This window comes from Aeromonas sp. FDAARGOS 1402, assembly GCF_019046925.1.
Lineage (GTDB): Bacteria > Pseudomonadota > Gammaproteobacteria > Enterobacterales > Aeromonadaceae > Aeromonas > Aeromonas caviae.
In genome coordinates this window covers 3,304,958-3,324,570 of the sequence record NZ_CP077201.1, presented here as the reverse complement: position 1 = coordinate 3,324,570, position 19,613 = coordinate 3,304,958, and the positions used below count along the sequence as shown (strand labels likewise).

At 52.7% G+C, this 19,613-nt stretch carries 10 protein-coding genes; 1 reads left to right on the top strand and 9 read right to left on the bottom strand.

The genetic code is table 11. From position 1 onward, the window contains the following. Positions 1-63 precede the first annotated feature (63 nt). The 7 genes from I6L32_RS15785 to I6L32_RS15755 form a co-directional block, all read right to left on the bottom strand. Positions 64-1,128, bottom strand: coding sequence for a hypothetical protein (locus tag I6L32_RS15785; protein WP_216944150.1), 1,065 nt, complete (start codon positions 1,126-1,128; stop codon positions 64-66). After that, the gene (locus I6L32_RS15780; protein ID WP_216944149.1) at positions 1,129-1,842 is read right to left on the bottom strand and encodes a M48 family metallopeptidase; all 714 of its coding nucleotides are present in this window, start codon (positions 1,840-1,842) and stop codon (positions 1,129-1,131) included. After that, positions 1,842-4,946 (bottom strand): type I restriction endonuclease subunit R, encoded by a 3,105-nt coding sequence (locus I6L32_RS15775; protein ID WP_216944148.1) that lies wholly within the window; start codon positions 4,944-4,946, stop codon positions 1,842-1,844. Before I6L32_RS15775 ends, I6L32_RS15780 begins: the two co-directional genes overlap by 1 nt. Positions 4,947-4,963: 17 nt before the next feature. Continuing rightward, the gene (gene hhe, locus I6L32_RS15770; RefSeq protein ID WP_216944147.1) at positions 4,964-10,699 is read right to left on the bottom strand and encodes a DUF4011 domain-containing anti-phage protein Hhe; all 5,736 of its coding nucleotides are present in this window, start codon (positions 10,697-10,699) and stop codon (positions 4,964-4,966) included. 253 nt (positions 10,700-10,952) lie between these two features. After that, positions 10,953-13,007 (bottom strand): DUF262 domain-containing protein, encoded by a 2,055-nt coding sequence (locus I6L32_RS15765; RefSeq protein WP_216944146.1) that lies wholly within the window; start codon positions 13,005-13,007, stop codon positions 10,953-10,955. Further along, positions 13,000-14,451, bottom strand: coding sequence for a DUF262 domain-containing protein (locus I6L32_RS15760; RefSeq protein WP_216944144.1), 1,452 nt, complete (start codon positions 14,449-14,451; stop codon positions 13,000-13,002). Before I6L32_RS15760 ends, I6L32_RS15765 begins: the two co-directional genes overlap by 8 nt. Next, a complete protein-coding gene (locus I6L32_RS15755) occupies positions 14,451-15,776 on the bottom strand; it encodes a restriction endonuclease subunit S (protein ID WP_216944142.1) in 1,326 nt (441 codons plus the stop codon). Before I6L32_RS15755 ends, I6L32_RS15760 begins: the two co-directional genes overlap by 1 nt. On the opposite strand from I6L32_RS15755, the gene I6L32_RS15750 reads away from it, so the two are divergent. Next, positions 15,775-16,755, top strand: coding sequence for an IS5-like element IS5 family transposase (locus I6L32_RS15750; RefSeq protein ID WP_000019402.1), 981 nt, complete (start codon positions 15,775-15,777; stop codon positions 16,753-16,755). The two genes, I6L32_RS15755 and I6L32_RS15750, sit on opposite strands and share 2 nt — an antisense overlap. A gap of 37 nt (positions 16,756-16,792) precedes the next feature. Here the strand turns inward: I6L32_RS15750 and I6L32_RS15745 are convergent, their stop codons facing one another. Both I6L32_RS15745 and I6L32_RS15740 read right to left on the bottom strand, forming a co-directional pair. Next, positions 16,793-17,044, bottom strand: a complete 252-nt coding sequence (locus I6L32_RS15745; protein WP_216944141.1) for a hypothetical protein — start codon at positions 17,042-17,044, stop codon at positions 16,793-16,795. Then, a complete protein-coding gene (locus I6L32_RS15740) occupies positions 17,044-19,506 on the bottom strand; it encodes a type I restriction-modification system subunit M (protein ID WP_216944139.1) in 2,463 nt (820 codons plus the stop codon). Before I6L32_RS15740 ends, I6L32_RS15745 begins: the two co-directional genes overlap by 1 nt. Positions 19,507-19,613: the final 107 nt, after the last annotated feature.

Sequence of the window (19,613 nt, the reverse complement as noted above, 5' to 3'; positions counted from 1 at the left end):
GCAGAGTCGGGGCTACGATGAGCGCCCTGATGATGAAGATGATGAATGACTTTTTCAGGGAGCCTATGGCTCCCTGCTGCCTATAGCTTCATTATAAAATCGATTGTAATGGCTAAAACATGTAACAACCTCATGATCCAGTTCTGGATCACCCGTTACATGAATCCATCCAGATAATATATCCGCTACGCCCCACATCGGCTCACAATAGTGAAGAACCTCCTCGACATCAAAATATTCTGTCTTGGCTAACTCTTCAAGTGCTCCACGTAACCATTCTCTAACCGTTTTAAATTTTAGATTTCGTTTTCTTGCATAAAACTGACGTAAACTGGTTGCGATAGAATCTTCATTGCAACCCGCGTACTTGGCAAAAGCCTGATAGCCTATTGACTTGGATACAAAACGTTTCAGAAGAGGTTCAAACAATCCAGACCTATGAGGCACCCACTTATCTAGTGGGGATGTAGGCATCATTTTGAGAAATATCGATTGTTTGTGTTCCATCGACACATGGCGGTTAAAATCAGCATCAAACGCCGCTAGCATCTTAATAAAAAGATATATATTGAAATAATGTAGAGTTCTAAACAGGACCCTGTTTTGTTCAGGCCCCATGTTAAAATCGCTATCATTGACTCGCAACTCTACATTCAACTCCATTAGACTAGCTCTCAGCCAGTCGTTCTCTAAAACTTTCTTGGCTCGACTTCTCCCACGAAGACCATCTAGGCTATCCAATAAAATCTGCAATTCATATAGGAAACTTTCTGCTTGCGCACACGTTTGTGGGTAATAACCTGTGATTTGAAGGCCTTTGAAGATGCTTGGCCATTTCACACGAATCGCAAATTGCGATATTAGTATGGGTTCAGATGGCGTATCAAAAAAATCAGCACTAACACCCCTAGTTACTGAGATATCCTTCAATCTTTTGATGAATTTTTCTGACTGAGTACTGTGGCACTCATCCCCTGATGATAAAAAATACTTGTTTAGTGTTTTGGCACATGGAGGATACAGCTTGTCTTTATTTATGCCAGGGGAAGTAAACACGCCTCGAAAAAATTCCCCTTGTGAAGAAAAACCAAGCCATTCGATAAACTGCGATGGGTCATAAAGAAACATTTAATACCCCCACCGGTTAAACGCCAGCGGCATTTTGTTTAGCTTCTCTCGGTGCTCTCTCCAATTTGGCAAGTGCAAATCCATCAGGGAGATAAATCGCTGGTTATGTTTTCGCTCTAAAAGATGCACCATCTCGTGAACAACAATAAATTCCAGACATTCAGGGGGCTTCTTGACCAACTCGAGGTTAATCCAGATGCGAGCAGTATCTGTTTTGCAGCTACCCCACATGGTCTTCATGCGTTTGATACCCACAAAGGAAGGTGACACCTTTAACGTCTCCTTCCACTTGGCGATAAGATCTGGCAAGCGCTGGCGTAGCAACTGGCGGTACCACTCAAGGAGCAACACCTCGCGGCGGTCTGCGTCATAGTGTGCAGGCACCCACATACGGATCCAGCCACCCTGCAGCTTGACGCTGTGGGTGCCCTCGGTCGGGATCACATCCAATCGGTAGCCTCGCCCCCAAAGATAGTGAGTCTCTCCGCTACACATCTTGCGCTCGCTCTGACGCGGCTGTGCAACAAACGCAGCCTGCTGCTGCCGAATCCAAGCGAGTCTTCTCACCACTGCAACTCGAATGGCGGTATCTGACAAAGAAGCAGGAGCGGATACACGCACCCGTCCATCAGGGGGCAGCACATTGATGTGCAGATTTTTGATGCCTTTGCGCTGCAACTCGACAGTCAGCTCACCAAAGGTAACCAACGCCATCAATGGTACTCCGGCTGGGCTTTTACCAGAGTCATCACGTCTGCGACGGTTACATTGTACTCTTTGATCTCTTCGGCAATAGCAAAGGCAACCTCCCGCTCTTTGAAGCGATCACCGAGCCAGTCCGCCTTTTTGGTGTATCTGACGGCAGTATCGATCTTAGTCACCAGCACTTCATCACGGCCCAAATTGTCATATAGCGCGCGCTTGGCTGAGGTATCGACACTTCCAGGATAGGTTTCTGTCCCCCCACTGGCTGGACGTTTCACCTTCATAGCCAGCTCTCGCACTTTCTCCAGATATTCCTGGTAAGAGATAGCCTGGGAGCGACGCAGTTCAATCAGCTCATCGAGGAGCACCGACATCTTTTCGTAGTACTTGGGGTTAACCGGATTCTCGTCGACGATGGTCCGTCGCACGTTGTTTTCAATTGCCTCAGCCATGGCCTCGGGGTCTTTACGCAGCCCCTCGGGAGCCCCCTCAAGCGCTTCGGCCCCCCGCTCAATGATCAGCTCCAGCAATCCCAGCTCTTCAAAGTCCATCAGGGTTTCACTGGGGTCAGCATCGATATAGAGATCCAGCATCTGCCGCATCGCCGGCTCAAACTGCTTCATATCGACGTGATCACTACTGGCTACTTTGATCATGTCGCGCACTTTGCTGTAGTGCTCCACCTCACGGCGGATTGCGGCAGCCTGGCTCGCGCTATAACCGGCCTCTTCCATCTCCCCCGCCATCGCGGTAAACGCACGGATAAGCTTGGCGACGTATTGATAAAGGGTTAAACGCAGAGCCTCCTTGTCGAGCAGTTCATCCTCATCGGCTCCCGGAGCACAGCAGAAGTAGTGCTGATAATCCAACTCTTCGCGGGGTGCCTTGACCGGTTCGCAGAGCGTTCGCACCGCCTCCAGGGCATCGTCAAGGTCTTGCTTCCCTTGTGCCAAGCGATCTTTCAGCAACCCAGCCACATCCTCCTTGTCATAACCCTCAAACGCCTCGGCCGTATAATCCTTGACGGTTTTCTCAAGAGAGCGGAACAGGTCCTTGTAATCGACGATATAGCCATACTCCTTATCTGCACCATCGAGCCGGTTGACCCGACAGATAGCTTGAAAAAGGTTGTGATCGGCCATCTTTTTATCGATGTAAAGGTAGGTCGCCGACGGCGCATCGAAACCGGTCAACAGCTTGTCCACGACAATCAGCAGCCGCATCCGACCAGGCTCCTTGATAAAGCGCTGTTTGACCGTTTTCTCAAACTCCTCCACCCGCTTGCCGGCCTCATCCTCGCTCTGGCCGAAAAAGTTCGCCAGCATCTTGCGATAGATATGGTATTTCGCCAGCTTTTCGGTCAACCCCGCACCGGTCGTCTGTCCTTTGATGTTACTGGCATTGGGCTGATAGCTGGTGATGATGGCACACTTGTCAGCAAATCCTGCCTGACTGAACAGTTCATAGCTTTTGCAAGCCTGATAGACACTGGAGCACACCAGCATGGCATTGCCACGACCATCCGCCAGGCGCTGTTTTCGGTCAAAATCGAGCAGGATATCGGCCACGATCTGCTCGAGTCGTGAGCGGCTCGAGAGCAGCTTCTGCATCGAGGCCCACTTCTCTTTTAACTGCTGGCGACCAAGTCGGGAGAGCGCCTTGGTCTTCACCTCGAACCATTCATCCACCTTGGCCTGGGACTTGACCCGTTGGTCAATATCGCGGGCCTCATAACGCAAGTCCAGCACTACCCCATCGCTCACCGCCTCGTCAAACTTGTAGGTGTGAATGAAGGGGCCAAACACCTCTACCGACTTCTTCTTATCCTTTTTCATCAGGGGAGTGCCGGTGAAGCCAATAAAAAGTGCCTCGGGCAATATGTTCTTCATGGCCCCATGCAACTTGCCCGACTGGGTACGGTGGCACTCATCCACAAACACAAAGAGTTTGCCCTTGGGCGCAAAATCAGCTGGCAGGCTGGCTTTGAGCTCGGCGATAAATTCATCGTCATCTCGCTCAGCCGTCTCATCTTCTTCTTCCGTGTGTCGACCAAATTTGTGTACCAAAGAGCAAAGCAGCCAAGGGTGTGCCTCGTTAAGACGGCATACAAGATCGGCCCCACTCTTGGTACGCAGGATCTCCTCTTCAACCCCGGCAAATACCTTCTCTATCTGCTCATCGAGTTCGGCACGGTCAGTGATGATCAAGACCCGACTGTCAGCGACATTCTCTCGGATCCACTTGGCCAGCCACACCATGGTCAGGCTTTTACCGCTGCCCTGGGTATGCCAGATGATCCCGCCCTCATGACGTTCAATAAACCGCTTGGCTGCCGTGATCCCGAAATACTGGTTATGGCGACAGGTTTTCTTAACCCCACTATCGAAGACAATAAAGTTGTGAATTAACTCAAGAAAGCGCCCCTTCTCGCAGAGCTGGGCCAAGTGGTGATCCAACGGATTTCCATCCTGCAAAGAGCCCGCCTCTTTCCACTCCAGATAATATTTCTCAGGGGTTTCAATGGTGCCGTAACGCAGGCCCTGGCTGTCGTTGCCTGCCATGAGCAACTGTTGGGTGGTGAAAAAATTGCGAATAAAATCCTGTTGCTGGTTGTCGAGGTTTTGCCGGATCCCTTCACCGATAGAGACGGTGGATCGCTTGAGCTCGATCACCCCTAGCGCAATACCGTTAACGTAGAGCACAAGATCCGGCCGCTTGGTATTCTCCCCCGCGACCGTCACTTCCTCGGCGATGGCAAAGTCGTTAGCCTCAGGATTGGCCCAATCTACCAGCCAGACGGTCTGATGCTGCTCACCCGCCCCGCTCTTCTCCTTCACGCCATAGCGCAACAAGCGGTAGACCTCTTTATTGGCATCATAGAGCTGACGCCCTTCCCCCAGGCTGGCCGCCCGTTCGAGCTGACGCAGGACTCGGGGAATAAGCGCAGCATCCACCCCACTGCCCATCAACCAGTCAGTCAGCAGAGCAGGTTCGACATTGCGATTGTTGGGGCGGGTGTGCCAGTTACCCAAATAGCGATAGCCCAGATCCTCAATAAAAAACCTGACTACTCGTTGTTGGGTGGCGCGTTCACGTTGGCCGACAGCTGTCACTGTTTAATTACCTCTGCTTATGCCAATCCAGGCTCGAACGTAGCATCATCAGCTTCAACATCAGCACCATCGATTAATGCCAGCACCTGATCAAGAAAACGTTGTGCTTCATGTACATCTGTTGCTTGCCGTAAATAGTGTGGTATCCGCTCAACAAATTCGGAGCGTGATAGAGGCTGATGCTCAAGCAATGCCTCGAGCATGGCTGGCCGCAACAAACGGCGATCATCATCAACATCCGGTAGCGCAACAGCGATGACATGCTTGGCAAAATACCGAAGCTGTTCCTTGAGTCCCAGCTCTGGTATAGGAGATGTCTCTTGGTGATCCTCTGCCTCTGCAGAAGGCTCGCTCTCCTCCATATACTCATATGAAGGCATTGTAACCTCAGGCTCCAACGTCTTGAGCTGATGGAGTTTCCGGATAATCGGGGAGAGCACCTCGTCAGGATTACTGAACCAGTCTGTGGACCAGATGCGGCTAATTTTCCAACCTAAACGCTCCAGAACCTCCTGACGCAGCCGATCTCTGTCTCGGGCAGACTTGGCCGAGTGATAGGTAGCACCATCACACTCGATACCCATCAAGTACCGACCCGGACAGCCAGGGTCTTTCACCGCCAAATCAATAAAGAATCCGGCCACCCCGACCTGAGGCTCACACTCGAACCCGGCTTTCCTAAGCGCCTCCATTACGGCAACTTCGAAGTCGCTATCTGGTGCCTTCCCTGTATGGGTGATTTGTGAGTCCAGTGTTCCTTTTTCAGCAAACTGGAGGAAACCTCGCAAAGAAACGACTCCAAGTTTACTGGTCTCACTCGTCAGCACATCCTCTGAGCGCATCGAGCTGAAGACATGCATCCGCTTCTTCGAACGCGTGAAGAGTACGTTCAGACGGCGCCAGCCTACATCGGAATTTATTGGCCCAAAACGTTGATAAACCTTCCCACCATGTTCGGCAGGTCCATAGGTAAAGGAAATAAAGATCACATCGCGCTCGTCACCCTGCACGTTCTCAAGGTTTTTAATGAAAAGCGGCTCTTCCATGGCATACAAACCATCGATAACACGATCGACTTCCGGCCTACTGCGGCGCAGTTCATCAATAGCACGTTCGATCTGGTCGCGCTGTTTTGAACTCATCGCAACTACACCAAGTGATTCACCCGGTCTGTGCTGCGCATGATGAAGCACAGCCTCTGCCACGGCCTGTGCCTCTTCGATGTTATGCTGGTTGGAGAAACGTCCTTTCGAAACATAGGTAAATTTGATCCCATACTCCGGAGACTCCGCATAAGGAGAGGGGAATATCACCAGATCGCTGTTATAAAAATGGCGGTTGGAGTAGGCGATCAGCTTCTCGTGCCGGGAACGATAGTGCCAACGCAAACGCCGCATGGGGAACAGCGGCAATGCGGCATCCAGGATACTGTCCGTATCGCTGAGCGCGGCGGCATCATCGTCATCCTCACTCTCCACACTTCGATCAAAGAAACTGGTTGGCGGCAACTGCTTGGGATCCCCCACCACCACCAATTGTTTGCCCCTGGCGATAACTCCCAACGCATCCTCTGGCTTTACCTGGGATGCTTCATCCATTACCACCAAGTCGAATTCCATCCGTCCAGGTTCAAGGTAATGAGCTGCGGACATTGGCCCCATCATGAAACAGGGCTTTATAGCAACCAGAGCACTACAGGCTCGGTTGACCAACTGCCGAATTGGAATATGTCTTGCTTTTTTGCCCAGCTCATTCTTGATCAGTGCCAGTTCGGTGTATTCGCTCTTCTTACCTCCCGCGTTTCCCTCCGGGACATGGCGACGAGCAATCTGCGCAGCAATGCGCTGACGCTGCAACGTAATCAGCTTTTTGTCGTACTCCTTGAATGATGCTTGCAAGGCATTGCGTTGGGTACCAGAGATCCTCATCAATTCAGGATGGGCCTGAATAACCTCGCGGGCTAACTGGTCATGGAGTGCCAAGGCCAAACCCAGTTCAATTTTTTCCACAGGGAGCGTTCCGGCAAGGACTGCAGACCAGATCCGTTGCAATCCGCGTTCCTGCATCTGTTCGTAGCAACGAATAAAGTTGACCCACCCATTCAACCAGCGAGGCTGTTGAATCGCCTTTTCGTTCCGCTCCAGCAATGCGTTCAGTGAACAGTCTGTCGACTTGAGCCACTGACCGTTATCCAACATTGTTTCTTGTGCAAATCGCACAGCATGCTGCTTCTGGTCATGCCATTGCAGGCCAACTTCAGCACCATCACGGCAAAGTAACGCATACTCGCTCGCATTATCCAAATGCCTGATCCTGGTGGCCAAAGAGGCACACTTTATGTTTCCAACCAGTTGATCAGCCAGATTCAGCGTGTCGCCGATAATGGTTAGTGCCTGTCGATTATCTTTATTCAACCCAAAAGCCAACGGGACTGATTGCGCAAAGACACCCAACTCCGGTTTCTTATTTTCAAGGTCAATCTGCAAGGCAGACATTTTTTGCAAGAGATCGGAGAAATGTGTCATCTGACCCAGTGATACCTCCGTATTGACAAACCACCCCTGTAAAGCAGTCAGCGTCGCTTGCACTTGTTGGCAAGCCTGTCTCAATGCTCCTTGTTCACCTAGCCAGACAGGATGATCTTTCAGTTGGTGGGCAATGCGCGGCAGCAACTTGGTCTCATTTTCTGCCTGCTTCACCAAGGCCATTATTTTCGCGCTGAACTGTGACTTCTCAATCTGATGGACGCCTTTAATGATTTCGCCATCCAGAGCCATCACATCAGAGCCTATCGCAACCCGCTTTCCAAAGCCGATGCCGTAACAAGCGCGGACCTGCTTGTACCAATCGCGCAATTGCATCAACTGCACGCAATCCGTGTCCAGTCCACGGTATGCGCTGCCGAGTTGATTACCGAAGGCTCTTTGCTCAAACTGCTGCAGTAACTCCGTGTACTTCACCAGGTTAGTTGACCAACGTTTCAACTCGGCAAACTTGGTTCCTGGCTGTCGAGACAACCCTGTGAGCAAGGCCTTGGCATTACGCCAATCACTCTTGAACCATGAGAAGAAACCACCCTGCTGAATAATCGCAACAGCACGAGCAAGTTGCTCTTGGGACGGTAGTCTGTCCAACTGATACAGCTCGGACAAGTTATCCCTGAGGGGACGCAACTCTTCAATCTGCTGAACCAGCTCGAGCAGTACAGCATCGAGGCCATCATCATCAAACAGTGGGTCACGTACCCTGATGAGCTCTGCCGGCAAGGCCCCCACAATAGACAGCAATTCTGCACAGAATACCAAGCCAGGTTGGGTATCATCGATGTGAGCAGAGAGGCTGCCAGGTAACGCACTCTTGAAGTCACTCAGCTGACCAGAGAGGGATGACAACTCATCTTCGATGCATCGAACAGACTCGAGCCACTTGATCAAGTCACGAAGAGAGAAATGTTCAGCAACACCGTACTTTGCCAACTCCTCACTGGGAAAGTCGCATTGCTCCCCTCGCTCTAATAGACGGAGTTTCTCGGGTTCAATGGCTTGACTCAAGGTGTCATAGTAGCCTTGAAGGGTGTCAAATCTCGCCAGATAGTGACGAACGCGTGCTATCGCATCCGAGGTATCCATCCCGGGAAGTGCGGCGAATAATTCCGATCCGCTCAAGGTAGGTAGATGCTTCTGATCCTGTACCAGTTGCTCAATATGGGAGAGCGTATCGAGCCCCTCACCTTCCAGAGCCCATTTGTCTAAAAAACCTTGATAATAATGATGAAAATGGAGGATAGACGCCTGCCAAGCTTGTAACAAATCAACTATACGAGCGCTGTCAAACAGCTGGATTTGGGTGTTATTCACACCACTCCAAGGGTGCTCATATATTTCTGCATCGGCCCCCACCTGCTCCCGCACCTCCTTGTAGATACGGCTAAACTCCACCACTTGGTCGCTCAGTCGTAGCTGAGCCACCTTGTCCAGTTTTTTACCAGAAAAGTTCTCAATATGGAGTGCTGTTGCATCGATATCCAATTTGTGGCGATAGCGCGTCGCACCACTCAGGATCTGATGGATAGTCCTTCCCGTGAGCTCCCAAGGGGTGTTTATCAATGCCGCATATTCATTGAGCTGCCTCTTGAGCTCTTCATAACGCGTAATCTGGGCGTCAATTTCTTCCGTCGTCGGCATTGTTGCCTGACGCATCATGCGGGCTTCAATATCCTCCAGCACCTTACGCTTATGCGTCTTGTGGCTGTGCAACTCCAAGCAGAACTCACCCAGACCGGCGCGATCCAGACGACGCTTGACGACCTCCAAGGCCGCCATTTTCTCTGCCACGAACAGCACCTTCTTGCCATTGAGCAGGGCCGCAGCAATCAAGTTGGTAATCGTCTGTGATTTGCCGCTGCCGGGAGGGCCTTCAATGACCAGATTCTTCCCATGGATGGCATCGATCAACGCACTGTGTTGCGAACTATCCGCATCATCGATCAGCGGGATCTTGTCATGGATCCCAGGGTAACTATCGATGCAATACTCATGTTGGCTTAATCCACCTGTTGAGTCGGCATTGCTTTCGCCGCCCCCCTGACTGGTGAAAAAGCGACGGATCACCTCATGAGACAAAATGTTGCGTTTGTCCTGAGGCCAACGAGCAGGATCGAGATCCAGATACATCATCATCTTGCCAAAGTTGAGCAAGCTCAGCGCCCCGTAGCGTTTCACCGACCACCTGGGTTTATGCTTCCCAACGACTTTGGTCACCGCAGCGAGATAGGACTCAGGTGTCTGCTCTTCGTCAAACATAGGAAGAGCCAGCCCAAAGTCAGCCTGTAATTTCTCCTTCAAGGAGAGATTGGGCAGGATATCTTCACCCGTGTAATGGATCTGGTATTTGTAGAGGCCATCCTTGGGATCCAGCTTGCCACGCTCACATCGCACAGGAATGGTGAACAAGGGGGCAAAGCGTGCTTTATCCGAAGTATCGCTCTCGTACCATTCGAGGAATCCCAGCGCCAGATACAGGATATTGGCGCCACTCTCTTCTATGGCCGTTTGAGCCTTGTTGTGGATGGCCCGCAGACGTGCCTCGAGCTCTCCGGGGAAGAGCAGAACCTGTATCCGCTTATCGTCATGACCGGGGTAGGATGGCGATATAGTGAGCGCCTTACCTATCTTGGCCTGACGTTCAAAGTCCTCAAGCCCTTCATAACCCGCCAGATTGCAGGCTGTGGTCAGTTCTGACAAATTGAGGCCTTGTTTAACGTACTGGGTCCGAATACCGGTCAGTTTTCCATCTCTAGCCTGGCCATATTGATAGATAAACTCATGGGCCTGCTCCAGCAGTGGCCGGTTTACTTCTGAGGCAGGCACCCGCTGTCCAGTGGGTAAATCGAATTCGGTGCTGATCCCCAAAACCTGTGCCCAATCCTTGGCCGTCGGAAGGGCTCTTAGCTGGACATCCTTACCATCCTCACCAACCTTCAGATAGCCATGCTCCAACAGTTGTTGGCGGGTTGGTTCAGGGACTGGCGCAAACTCCATTGCGACTTCCGCGCAGAGTGTTTCATAGAGCTGCTCTGGCAGCTCATCAACAATACGCAGTGCGGAACCTTTATTGGTGAGGGGAAAGTTGAGCAGACGATTGCGAGAGGTGAGATCCAATAACTTCTTTCGCATCGCCTCAAGGGAGGTTAATACAAAAGGATCCACCCCCTCTATCACTCCACCTGTGGATGATGCTTCTACAACCGACATACAGCTCTCCAATTATTTTTTGAACTCTCAACCCAGGCCAACAACAAGGCCACATCGAGTCCGCACTAAGTCTATTTTTCAGTAATACTTAGCGGCGCATGATCGCCACTGATAACACAACCATCAACAACAAGGTCTCGATATTGCGGTTTTTCTGAATAGCGTTCCAGTGCCACAGACAGTGAACCCCATACCGCTCACATAAACCGGACCATCCAATCTTGGGCAGCATGTTCTCGCTGTCCAACCGTACTCATGGTTGTTCCCTCATCTTGGCAGCCTCTGCAGCCAGCACGGCCAGCATCTGCTCCTGGTGTTCTGCGATCTCGGTTTCCTGCCAGCGACCTTTCTCTTTCATCAAACGGATCATGGCGAGCAACTTGAGGCTATCAATCTGGTTGTTGGCAAGGCTCGCTTCAAAGTGCTCCTGCTTCTGTTGGGGCTGGAAGTTACTCAGGCGCGAATTCTTGCTGTGGCTGATAAGGCAAAGGTTGCCAAACGAATGGAGTGACTTCTCCGAAACCTTGTGCGCTTTATGAATAGGGTGCTGAGGGGCAAAATGCTCCACTGAACTGCGAAACGTGAAGTCAAAAGAATAGGCCACTTTGTCACGATTTCGGTCCCGTACCCACAGCAGGTAGTCGAGGAAATTGAAGACAAAGTTGTTCTCGATATGACCGAAACGCAGTCTGGTTTTAATCACCTCATGCCAGCGCTCATCGACCTCGATTGCGGGCAACAGGGCGTTATCAAGGTACAGCATCTGGTAATAGGAAGCCCCTTCACCCGGCGCCAAAAAGCGCTGGAAGACAAAGCGGCGAGCCTGACTCTCCAGATAGGACAGATAAGCCCCTGCCTCTACCGGTTGATCAGGGTGACAATTGTCGAACAGATATCTCAGTGCACCATTCAGCCAATGTTTGTAAACCAGGGTCGGGGTCGACACATGAAACGCCGATAGCAACATCAGGATCCGCCGGTTAACACCAGAGAAACCATTCTCATTTTCATCCTTGTCAAAGGTATTGATGTAACTGACGCTCTTTTCCGAATACCAGTGCAGCCGCTTCAGACTCCAACCATCCTTGCCATCGGCAAACTCGCGCTTGATGATGAACTGATCAAACAGATACTTGCTCTTTAACAGCCCATAGATAAAACGCTGAACTGCCGCTACTGGATCCGGTTGCCTTATCACTCGCAGCTCAAACTGATCAACCAGTTGTTTATCATCGAGCGGCACCCCCTCCGTATCACCCGGGTCGCGGCTAACGAGTCGCAGCACATGGAGCAAGAAGTTGGAGAAGTTGATAACGCTGTTAAAGCGCTCGGAGCCTGCGCTCTCCTCCTCTACCGTCTGCTCACCATCGAGCTTGTCATCCTGCAAAATGGCCAACAAGGTGCGCCCCTGGCTACCGGCTGCTGCACGGCATTTATCGGCTGCGTCGGCCGTATTAGGGGAACCTAGCAGATCAAGCAGATGGGCAAAATCACGGGGCACAAACTGGCCCCAGTCGCTCTCACCAAACAGACGGTGGCGCTCTTGCGGGGTAAAGCCGTACTGGATATAGCGCTCCATATTGGCGCAGGCATCCCATACCCGTGTCAGGATATGAATACTTTGGCGACGATGCTCTTCCTCGGGTATCTGGTTCAGCGTCTCCATCAGCCGCGCTTTGATCACTTCATGCTTTTCCAACTGCTCGCCGCGATTGTTCATCGCCTCGAAGAAGTGATTGAGATCGGTATCCTTGGGTACTTCGATACGAGAGATCTGCACATGCTTGAAGAGGTAGTCGCAAAAGGCCGTCAGTTTAGCCCCCACCAAACCAAGATCCGCCATTGCCTTGCCAATCAGCTCAAAACCGTTCACCAGACCTTCATTGAAGGTACTCCCCCGCAAATCGTGGGGGGCAACACCCTGCCATAAGCGCTCGAAGGTATGGCTCGATATCGGGCGACTCTCAAAAGCGAGGTTGATGGTCTGATACCAGCTCATATCCACCGAATCTATCGCGTGGTGTTTGAGCCAATTAGCCAGCAGAGAGAGGGTAGTAAAGCGCTGCTGGCCATCGATTACCTCGAAACTGCCATCGTCCCGGGCAAATACCACCAAGGTGCCGATATAGTAGGTTTGCTGTTCCTTGGCTCCGACCGATTTTTGCTGATAATCCAGTACATCCTGCAGCAGTTGGGTGATCTCTCCCTCGCCCCAGGCATAGTTGCGCTGGTACATGGGCACCAGATAGCGGGTGCGCTCTTCAAGCAGTGCACGAATGGAAAAGGGGTGGACGCCTGCATCACTCATAATATTTCATCTCCCGAAACAGCCCGACCAGTTCATCTTCGGCGCCGTTGCGATTGTTCTTGTTCTCTCGACTGCTCATGCTAGGCAAAGGGAAGCCGTGCAGGTCTCCCGGCAGACGGGCATCACGAATGGCACGGATCAGATTGTGCTCCAGCACGTAGTTATCCATGGTCGCCAGTTGCACCACCTGCTGGCGAATACGGCAGCGATAGGCCCAGATAAAGCACTTCTCGATGGCCAGTGACAGCCCTTGGCTGCCGAACTTGTCGATATAGAAGATCAGGGCGCAGTCGAACATGGCCCGCACATAACGATCCCCGGTACGGTGGCGGCGTTCGTAGCTGCCCAGAGTCGAGAGCACCTTGCTGGCCATCGGCGTCAGCGTTTCGCCAAGCAGGGTGGCAGATTGTGTCTTGCCGGAATCAGACTCCTCGGCCACGATGGCGGCGACCCGCGTCTGGTAGTACTCGGCCATCTCGAAAAAGCGCCGACCATTGATGATCATCTGGTCGAGATGAAAGGGAAAAGTCATGCGCTGGCCGTCAATCTTGCGCTGGTACTGGCTGTTGTACTCATCGACAAAGTGGTGGGCGATGCGCAGCGACTCCACGTAAGGGAAGTGCCCTACCCGGTCGAGGTTGACCCCCTTGAAGAGATCCACCTCCCCCTTGCCAAAGTAGCGGGCCGACTTGCCCTCGGCCCACTGGCGTACCCGATAGAGATAGAGAGCGAACAGATTGGCCAGCTCGTCGCTTGGCAAGCGCTCCCAATGGGCGACGGCCTCGGCCTTGAGGTTGGCCTCATGGTCGGCAAACTCGCGCAGGTGAAATGCCTTGAGCAGATCGTGGGGAGCCAGATCGCGCCCCCGGGCATTTTGTGAATCGAAGAACTGGAACGCCTCCGAGATATCCTGCAGCACAAAGCAGACTACCTGACAGCGGTTAAGCAGAAAGTCGATTTGCTGCTCGTCAAATTCAGGGCGGGCCACCAGCCGACGCAGCTCCAGATAGTTGCGTCTGAGGTTGAACTCCGAATCCCGGCTGGGGAAACACTGGCGCTGCATAAACGCATCGATAGGTCCACGCAAGGCCTGCAATTGCTCACGCAGATCCTGACGTTGAAACCGGATACTCTTCTCTTTGCCACTGCGAGTTTCGTTATCCAGCACCTCGATCAGCGCCTTGACGGTCAACATCAGGGTCAAGGTGCGTTGCTGGCCATCGACGATATCAAGCATCTCGCCCTGCTCACTATCGGTGTGCTGATGAAACACCACCGAGCCCAGCCGATAGGCGCTCTTGTCCTGATGGGTCGCCAGATCGGTGAAGAGATCCGAAATATTCTTGGCGCCCCAGCGGTACGGTCGCTGATAGCTTGGGATGGCCAGTTGGGGAATGGCCAGCAACTGGCGTACCGACAACACCTGATTGTTGACGCTCTCCATCATGCCTCCTTCGATAGCGGCAGGCGGATACGGCCGGTCAACAACTGCTGCATCATCCCCTGCTTCACATCACGGGCCTTGGCCAGCTTCTGCTCCAGTGCTGTGAGCTCGCTATCCATATCGGTGAGGATTGTCGCGATAGCGGTTTGCTCTTCTATTTTTGGCTTATAAATCTTTAAAGCTAAAAACGCATTCTTTGAGATATTTTTCATGCTGTTACTTGTCCCGGTTGCAGACTCTTTAATCTTTTTGGCATTTATCGGGTGAGCAAGAACATACATCAACCACTTAGTATTCAATTCAGCATCTTCTCGGAATGAGACTTGCCACAGCCGGTCGGGAAGAAAATAACCAGGCAAACTTTTCTCAATGTAACCGATCTCCCCAACCAACGCTGGCGTATTCATTCGGCTAACAATGATGTTCCCTTCGCGTGGAAAGCATTTAGCTCTACCGATGTCACTGGGAATAATTGATTTCGCTTCTAAACAATTAAAAATACCGCCATTGACACATGACGTTTTTAGAACATGCTTACCATGACCATACGCATCCAGTTGATCAATTGAGTTTACACTGACGCCCGCATCGATATTTTTCGTCACACTGCTCAATGATACTTCATGCCAATCTTCCGGAATGTGTCCCAGCTCGCTGGATTTATAGCCTTTGGGGGTACCATCGGGGCGCAGGGCGAACTGCGGCAGGCGGGTACGGCCGGTCAGCAGTTGCTGCATGGTGGCGCTCTTAATGGCCTGTTTCTTGGCGATCAGTTGCTCCAAGCCTGCAATCAGCGCATCGGTATCGGATAGTACATTCGCAATAGCGGCTTGCTCAGCTTCACGCGGAAACGGAACCGGAATAACCCTAATTAAATCTGTATTTAAATTTGGCTGGCCATTTCCAGTTGCAATTTTTTCCTGCAGCTTCTTCGTTTGAGTATTTATGTAATGAGCAAGGAAAACTTTGTTTCCCAAGCACTGATTAACTAATGCAGCGACGCCATCATTAGCACAACATTTTATTTTAAGTATTTTTGCAACACCAAGTGTTGCACCGCTATTAGAAATAATAAGAGTATCTTCATCTAACACTCTGCTTCTTAATGAACCGAGCTCAGTCAACTTAGTCGCGGTATCAACTACATACATCTGTTCGAGTGAGATATTAGTCAATGAGGCAACTGTCAGCCACGGAATAAAGTTGCCATTGAAAAATCTTGCATCACCCGCGGGTCGAGGAGAACCACCTCTAAGGAAGGTGCGAACAAGTCCCTGATATGAGATCATGTTTGTCATCTGGAGCCATGAAAAAGGGTTCATCATGAGTCATCAGCTCACCTTCGCCGACAGTGAATTCAGCAGTAAGCGCCGTCAGACCAGAAAAGAGATTTTCTTGTCCCGCATGGAGCAGATCCTGCCATGGCAAAACATGGTGGAAGTCATCGAGCCGTTTTATCCCAAGGCTGGTAATGGCCGGCGACCTTATCCGCTGGAAACCATGCTCCGCATTCACTGCATGCAGCATTGGTACAACCTGAGCGATGGCGCGATGGAAGATGCTCTGTACGAAATCGCCTCCATGCGTCTGTTTGCCCGGTTATCCCTGGATAGCGCCTTGCCGGACCGCACCACCATCATGAATTTCCGCCACCTGCTGGAGCAGCATCAACTGGCCCGCCAATTGTTCAAGACCATCAATCGCTGGCTGGCCGAAGCAGGCGTCATGATGACTCAAGGCACCTTGGTCGATGCCACCATCATTGAGGCTCCCAGCTCGACCAAGAACAAAGAGCAGCAACGCGATCCGGAGATGCATCAGACCAAGAAAGGCAATCAGTGGCACTTTGGCATGAAGGCCCACATTGGTGTCGATGCCAAGAGTGGCCTGACCCACAGCCTAGTCACCACCGCGGCCAACGAGCATGACCTCAATCAGCTGGGTAATCTGCTGCATGGAGAGGAGCAATTTGTCTCAGCCGATGCCGGCTACCAAGGGGCGCCACAGCGCGAGGAGCTGGCCGAGGTGGATGTGGACTGGCTGATCGCCGAGCGCCCCGGCAAGGTAAGAACCTTGAAACAGCATCCACGCAAGAACAAAACGGCCATCAACATCGAATACATGAAAGCCAGCATCCGGGCCAAGGTGGAGCACCCATTTCGCATCATCAAGCGACAGTTCGGCTTCGTGAAAGCCAGATACAAGGGGTTGCTGAAAAACGATAACCAACTGGCGATGTTATTCACGCTGGCCAACCTGTTTCGGGCGGACCAAATGATACGTCAGTGGGAGAGATCTCACTAAAAACTGGGGATAACGCCTTAAATGGCGAAGAAACGGTCTAAATAGGCTGATTCAAGGCATTTACGGGAGAAAAAATCGGCTCAAACATGAAGAAATGAAATGACTGAGTCAGCCGAGAAGAATTTCCCCGCTTATTCGCACCTTCCCTAACAACATCAGCAAGTTCACCGATATGTTTACACTCCCAATCCTCAGGAATAACCCCCACCTCGGTCTGCTTATAACCTGTCGGAACGGTCTGAGTGGCCGCCATTTCGCTCGCTTTATCCTGCATCATCTGATTTGCCATTATGCCCACTCCAGCCCCATGGCTTTAAGATGGGCTGCCACCTTGGCCTCCAGCTCGCTCACGTTTTGGGTGAGTTGTGGCAGGGAGCTGCTATAACGCTCCTCCAGCTCCTTGACCCGATTAGCCAGCTGCTGGGTGACCCGTTCAATCTCGGCTTCCAGCGCGCCGCACTGACTCGCCTGCCATTTATCTTCCACCAGCAGGGTTTTGATCTCGTTATCCTGCAGTTTGGGGTAGTGGGCAAACACCGCTTTATCGAGGGCGTCGCTGGCCTCCTTATGGGCTTTCTTGGCCCGGGTCTCGGCGTCGAACAGCTGCTGCGCCTGCTTGAGCACAGCCAGCTCCTCCTTGTCGGTGGCGACCTTGATACGCCCCTTGACGCTGGCGGCGGTCACCTTCTCCTTGTCGTTCATCGCCTCAACCAGACCGCCCTCTTCCCCGCTCTGCTCCTCGATAAAGCTCTCCAATGCCAGGCTCGCTTCATCCAGCGCGGTTTGCAGGGTATCGAGCTCTTTTTGCTCATTGGCAAAGAAGCGGGCCACCAGCAAGGCGGGTGGGAGCAGCTCGGCCTTGTACTTGGCTTTGCCAATCACCAGATCCGGGCTCTCTTTGATCTTTTCGCCCTTGTCGGCAATCAGCTCGCGCAGTACCCGACCCGCAGGCCAGCCATCCTGTGAGAGCACATAGAGATCGTCTTGCAGCTGGCTTTGCCAGTAGTCCATCAGCAGCTGATAGATGGCGTATGGGTCGAGCAGCTCACCGGTCGCCTCGGCGCTCGCGCGGTAGTGCTCAAGCAGTGCTTCACTCACCTCGTCGATCAGCGCCTTGGGCGAGTCGCCCTTGGCAAACTCGCCGAACTGGCACTCGCTAAACCACTGGGCGAACGGCGCCAGCGCCGCTTGTTTGAAGCGGGCAAACTCCTCACAGGCCAGTATGGTGCCTTTGACCTTGGCGGCGGCGACCCGCGCCTCACTGTAACCGGGACGCAGCGGGGCAAACAGGGTGGCCTTGAGAGTCGGGAATACCCGCCAGTAGGAGCCAAGCGCCGCGATATCGCGCTCGGGGATGCCCCCTTGCAGGTGACCGGCCAGATCGTGTAGGTCTTCCCCTTCGCTGTCATTGATATAGCGCGGGATATTGAGGTTGTAGTCGTTGCGGGCGATCTCGCCAAGCGGTACCCAACGGCTGTAACCCTCCAGGGTCAGGCCACGGGTGAAGGTATCGACAATCTTGTGGATGTCCTGCTCGCGCAGCCGGTTCTTGTTGCCATCTTTGATAAAGCCTTTGCTGGCATCGATCATAAACAGCCCTTGCTCATTGCCAGCCAGAGCATTGAAGGCGCGGGAGTGGGCGCTCTCTTTGTCGATGACGATGATGCAGGCGGGAATACTGGTGCCGTAGAAGAGGTTGGCGGGCAGACCGATGATCCCCTTGATATAGCCCTGCTTGAGCAGGTTCTCGCGGATACGCGCCTCGGCATTGCCGCGAAACAGCACGCCGTGGGGCAGGATCACCGCACCCTTGCCGGTGCTCTTCAGGCTCTTGATGATGTGCAGCAAGAAGGCGTAATCGCCGTTTTTCTCTGGCGGCACGCCCCAGACAAAGCGGCCGAACTCGTCGTGTTCGGCATCGAGGCCACTGGTCCAGTTCTTGTTTGAAAATGGCGGGTTGGCCACGGCGAAGTCAAAGGTTTTGAGCTGGTTGTTGCCCTCCTTCCATTGGGGCGCGGCCAGGGTGTTGCCCTTCCGGATCTTGGCGGTGGGATTGTCGTGCAGGATCATGTTCATCCGCGCCAGCGCACTGGTGGCGTTGTCCATCTCCTGTCCGTAAATACTCAGCCCCTTGGGACCCGCCTCGTCACTCGCCTTGAGCAGCAAGGAGCCCGAACCACAGGTGGGGTCGTAGACGGTGGCATCTTGCGGGGTCTGACGGCTGATGCCGATCACCTTGGCCAGAATGCGCGACACCTCGGCCGGGGTGTAGAACTGCCCCTTGGACTTGCCCGACTCGGTGGCAAAGTGGCGCATCAGGTATTCGTAGGCATCACCCAGCAGGTCATCCCCTTCGGTACGGTTGGCCGACAGATCCAACCCCTCGAAGATGGCCACCAGCTTGGAGAGGCGGTCGATCATCTCCTTGCCCTTGCCGAGTTTGTCTTCGTCGTTGAAGTCGGCAATGGTGATCACCCCTTGCAGATCGTTGGCAGTAGCCAGCGCACTGATGATGGTGTTGATCCCCTCGCCTATCTCCTTGCTGCCCTTGAGCGCCACCATGTCGTCAAAACTCGCCCCGGCTGGTACCTCGATCATGGCGTACGGGTTGCCCTTGGCCTTGTCGGAGACGTATTTCACAAACAGCAGGGTCAGCACATAGTCCTTGTACTGGGAGGCATCCATCCCGCCGCGCAGCTCATCGCAGCCAGCCCAAAGGGAGGAGTAGAGTTCGTTCTTCTTGATAGCCATGGTGAATCCGGTCTTTGAAACGGTAAAGGTGGCGCTAAAACAGCGTGTTAATGCGGGTTAGTGTATCCAGTTGAGATTGGGCAGACTATGGCTTGCGCCTCAGAACC

Coding starts and splice junctions, on each gene's coding strand:
- I6L32_RS15785 (WP_216944150.1), bottom strand. CDS start 1,128: ATGTTTCTTTATGACCCATCGCAGTTTATCGAATGGCTTGGTTTTTCT.
- I6L32_RS15780 (WP_216944149.1), bottom strand. CDS start 1,842: ATGGCGTTGGTTACCTTTGGTGAGCTGACTGTCGAGTTGCAGCGCAAA.
- hhe (WP_216944147.1), bottom strand. CDS start 10,699: ATGTCGGTTGTAGAAGCATCATCCACAGGTGGAGTGATAGAGGGGGTG.
- I6L32_RS15765 (WP_216944146.1), bottom strand. CDS start 13,007: ATGAGTGATGCAGGCGTCCACCCCTTTTCCATTCGTGCACTGCTTGAA.
- I6L32_RS15760 (WP_216944144.1), bottom strand. CDS start 14,451: ATGGAGAGCGTCAACAATCAGGTGTTGTCGGTACGCCAGTTGCTGGCC.
- I6L32_RS15750 (WP_000019402.1), top strand. CDS start 15,775: ATGAGTCATCAGCTCACCTTCGCCGACAGTGAATTCAGCAGTAAGCGC.
- I6L32_RS15755 (WP_216944142.1), bottom strand. CDS start 15,776: ATGATGAACCCTTTTTCATGGCTCCAGATGACAAACATGATCTCATAT.
- I6L32_RS15745 (WP_216944141.1), bottom strand. CDS start 17,044: ATGGCAAATCAGATGATGCAGGATAAAGCGAGCGAAATGGCGGCCACT.
- I6L32_RS15740 (WP_216944139.1), bottom strand. CDS start 19,506: ATGGCTATCAAGAAGAACGAACTCTACTCCTCCCTTTGGGCTGGCTGC.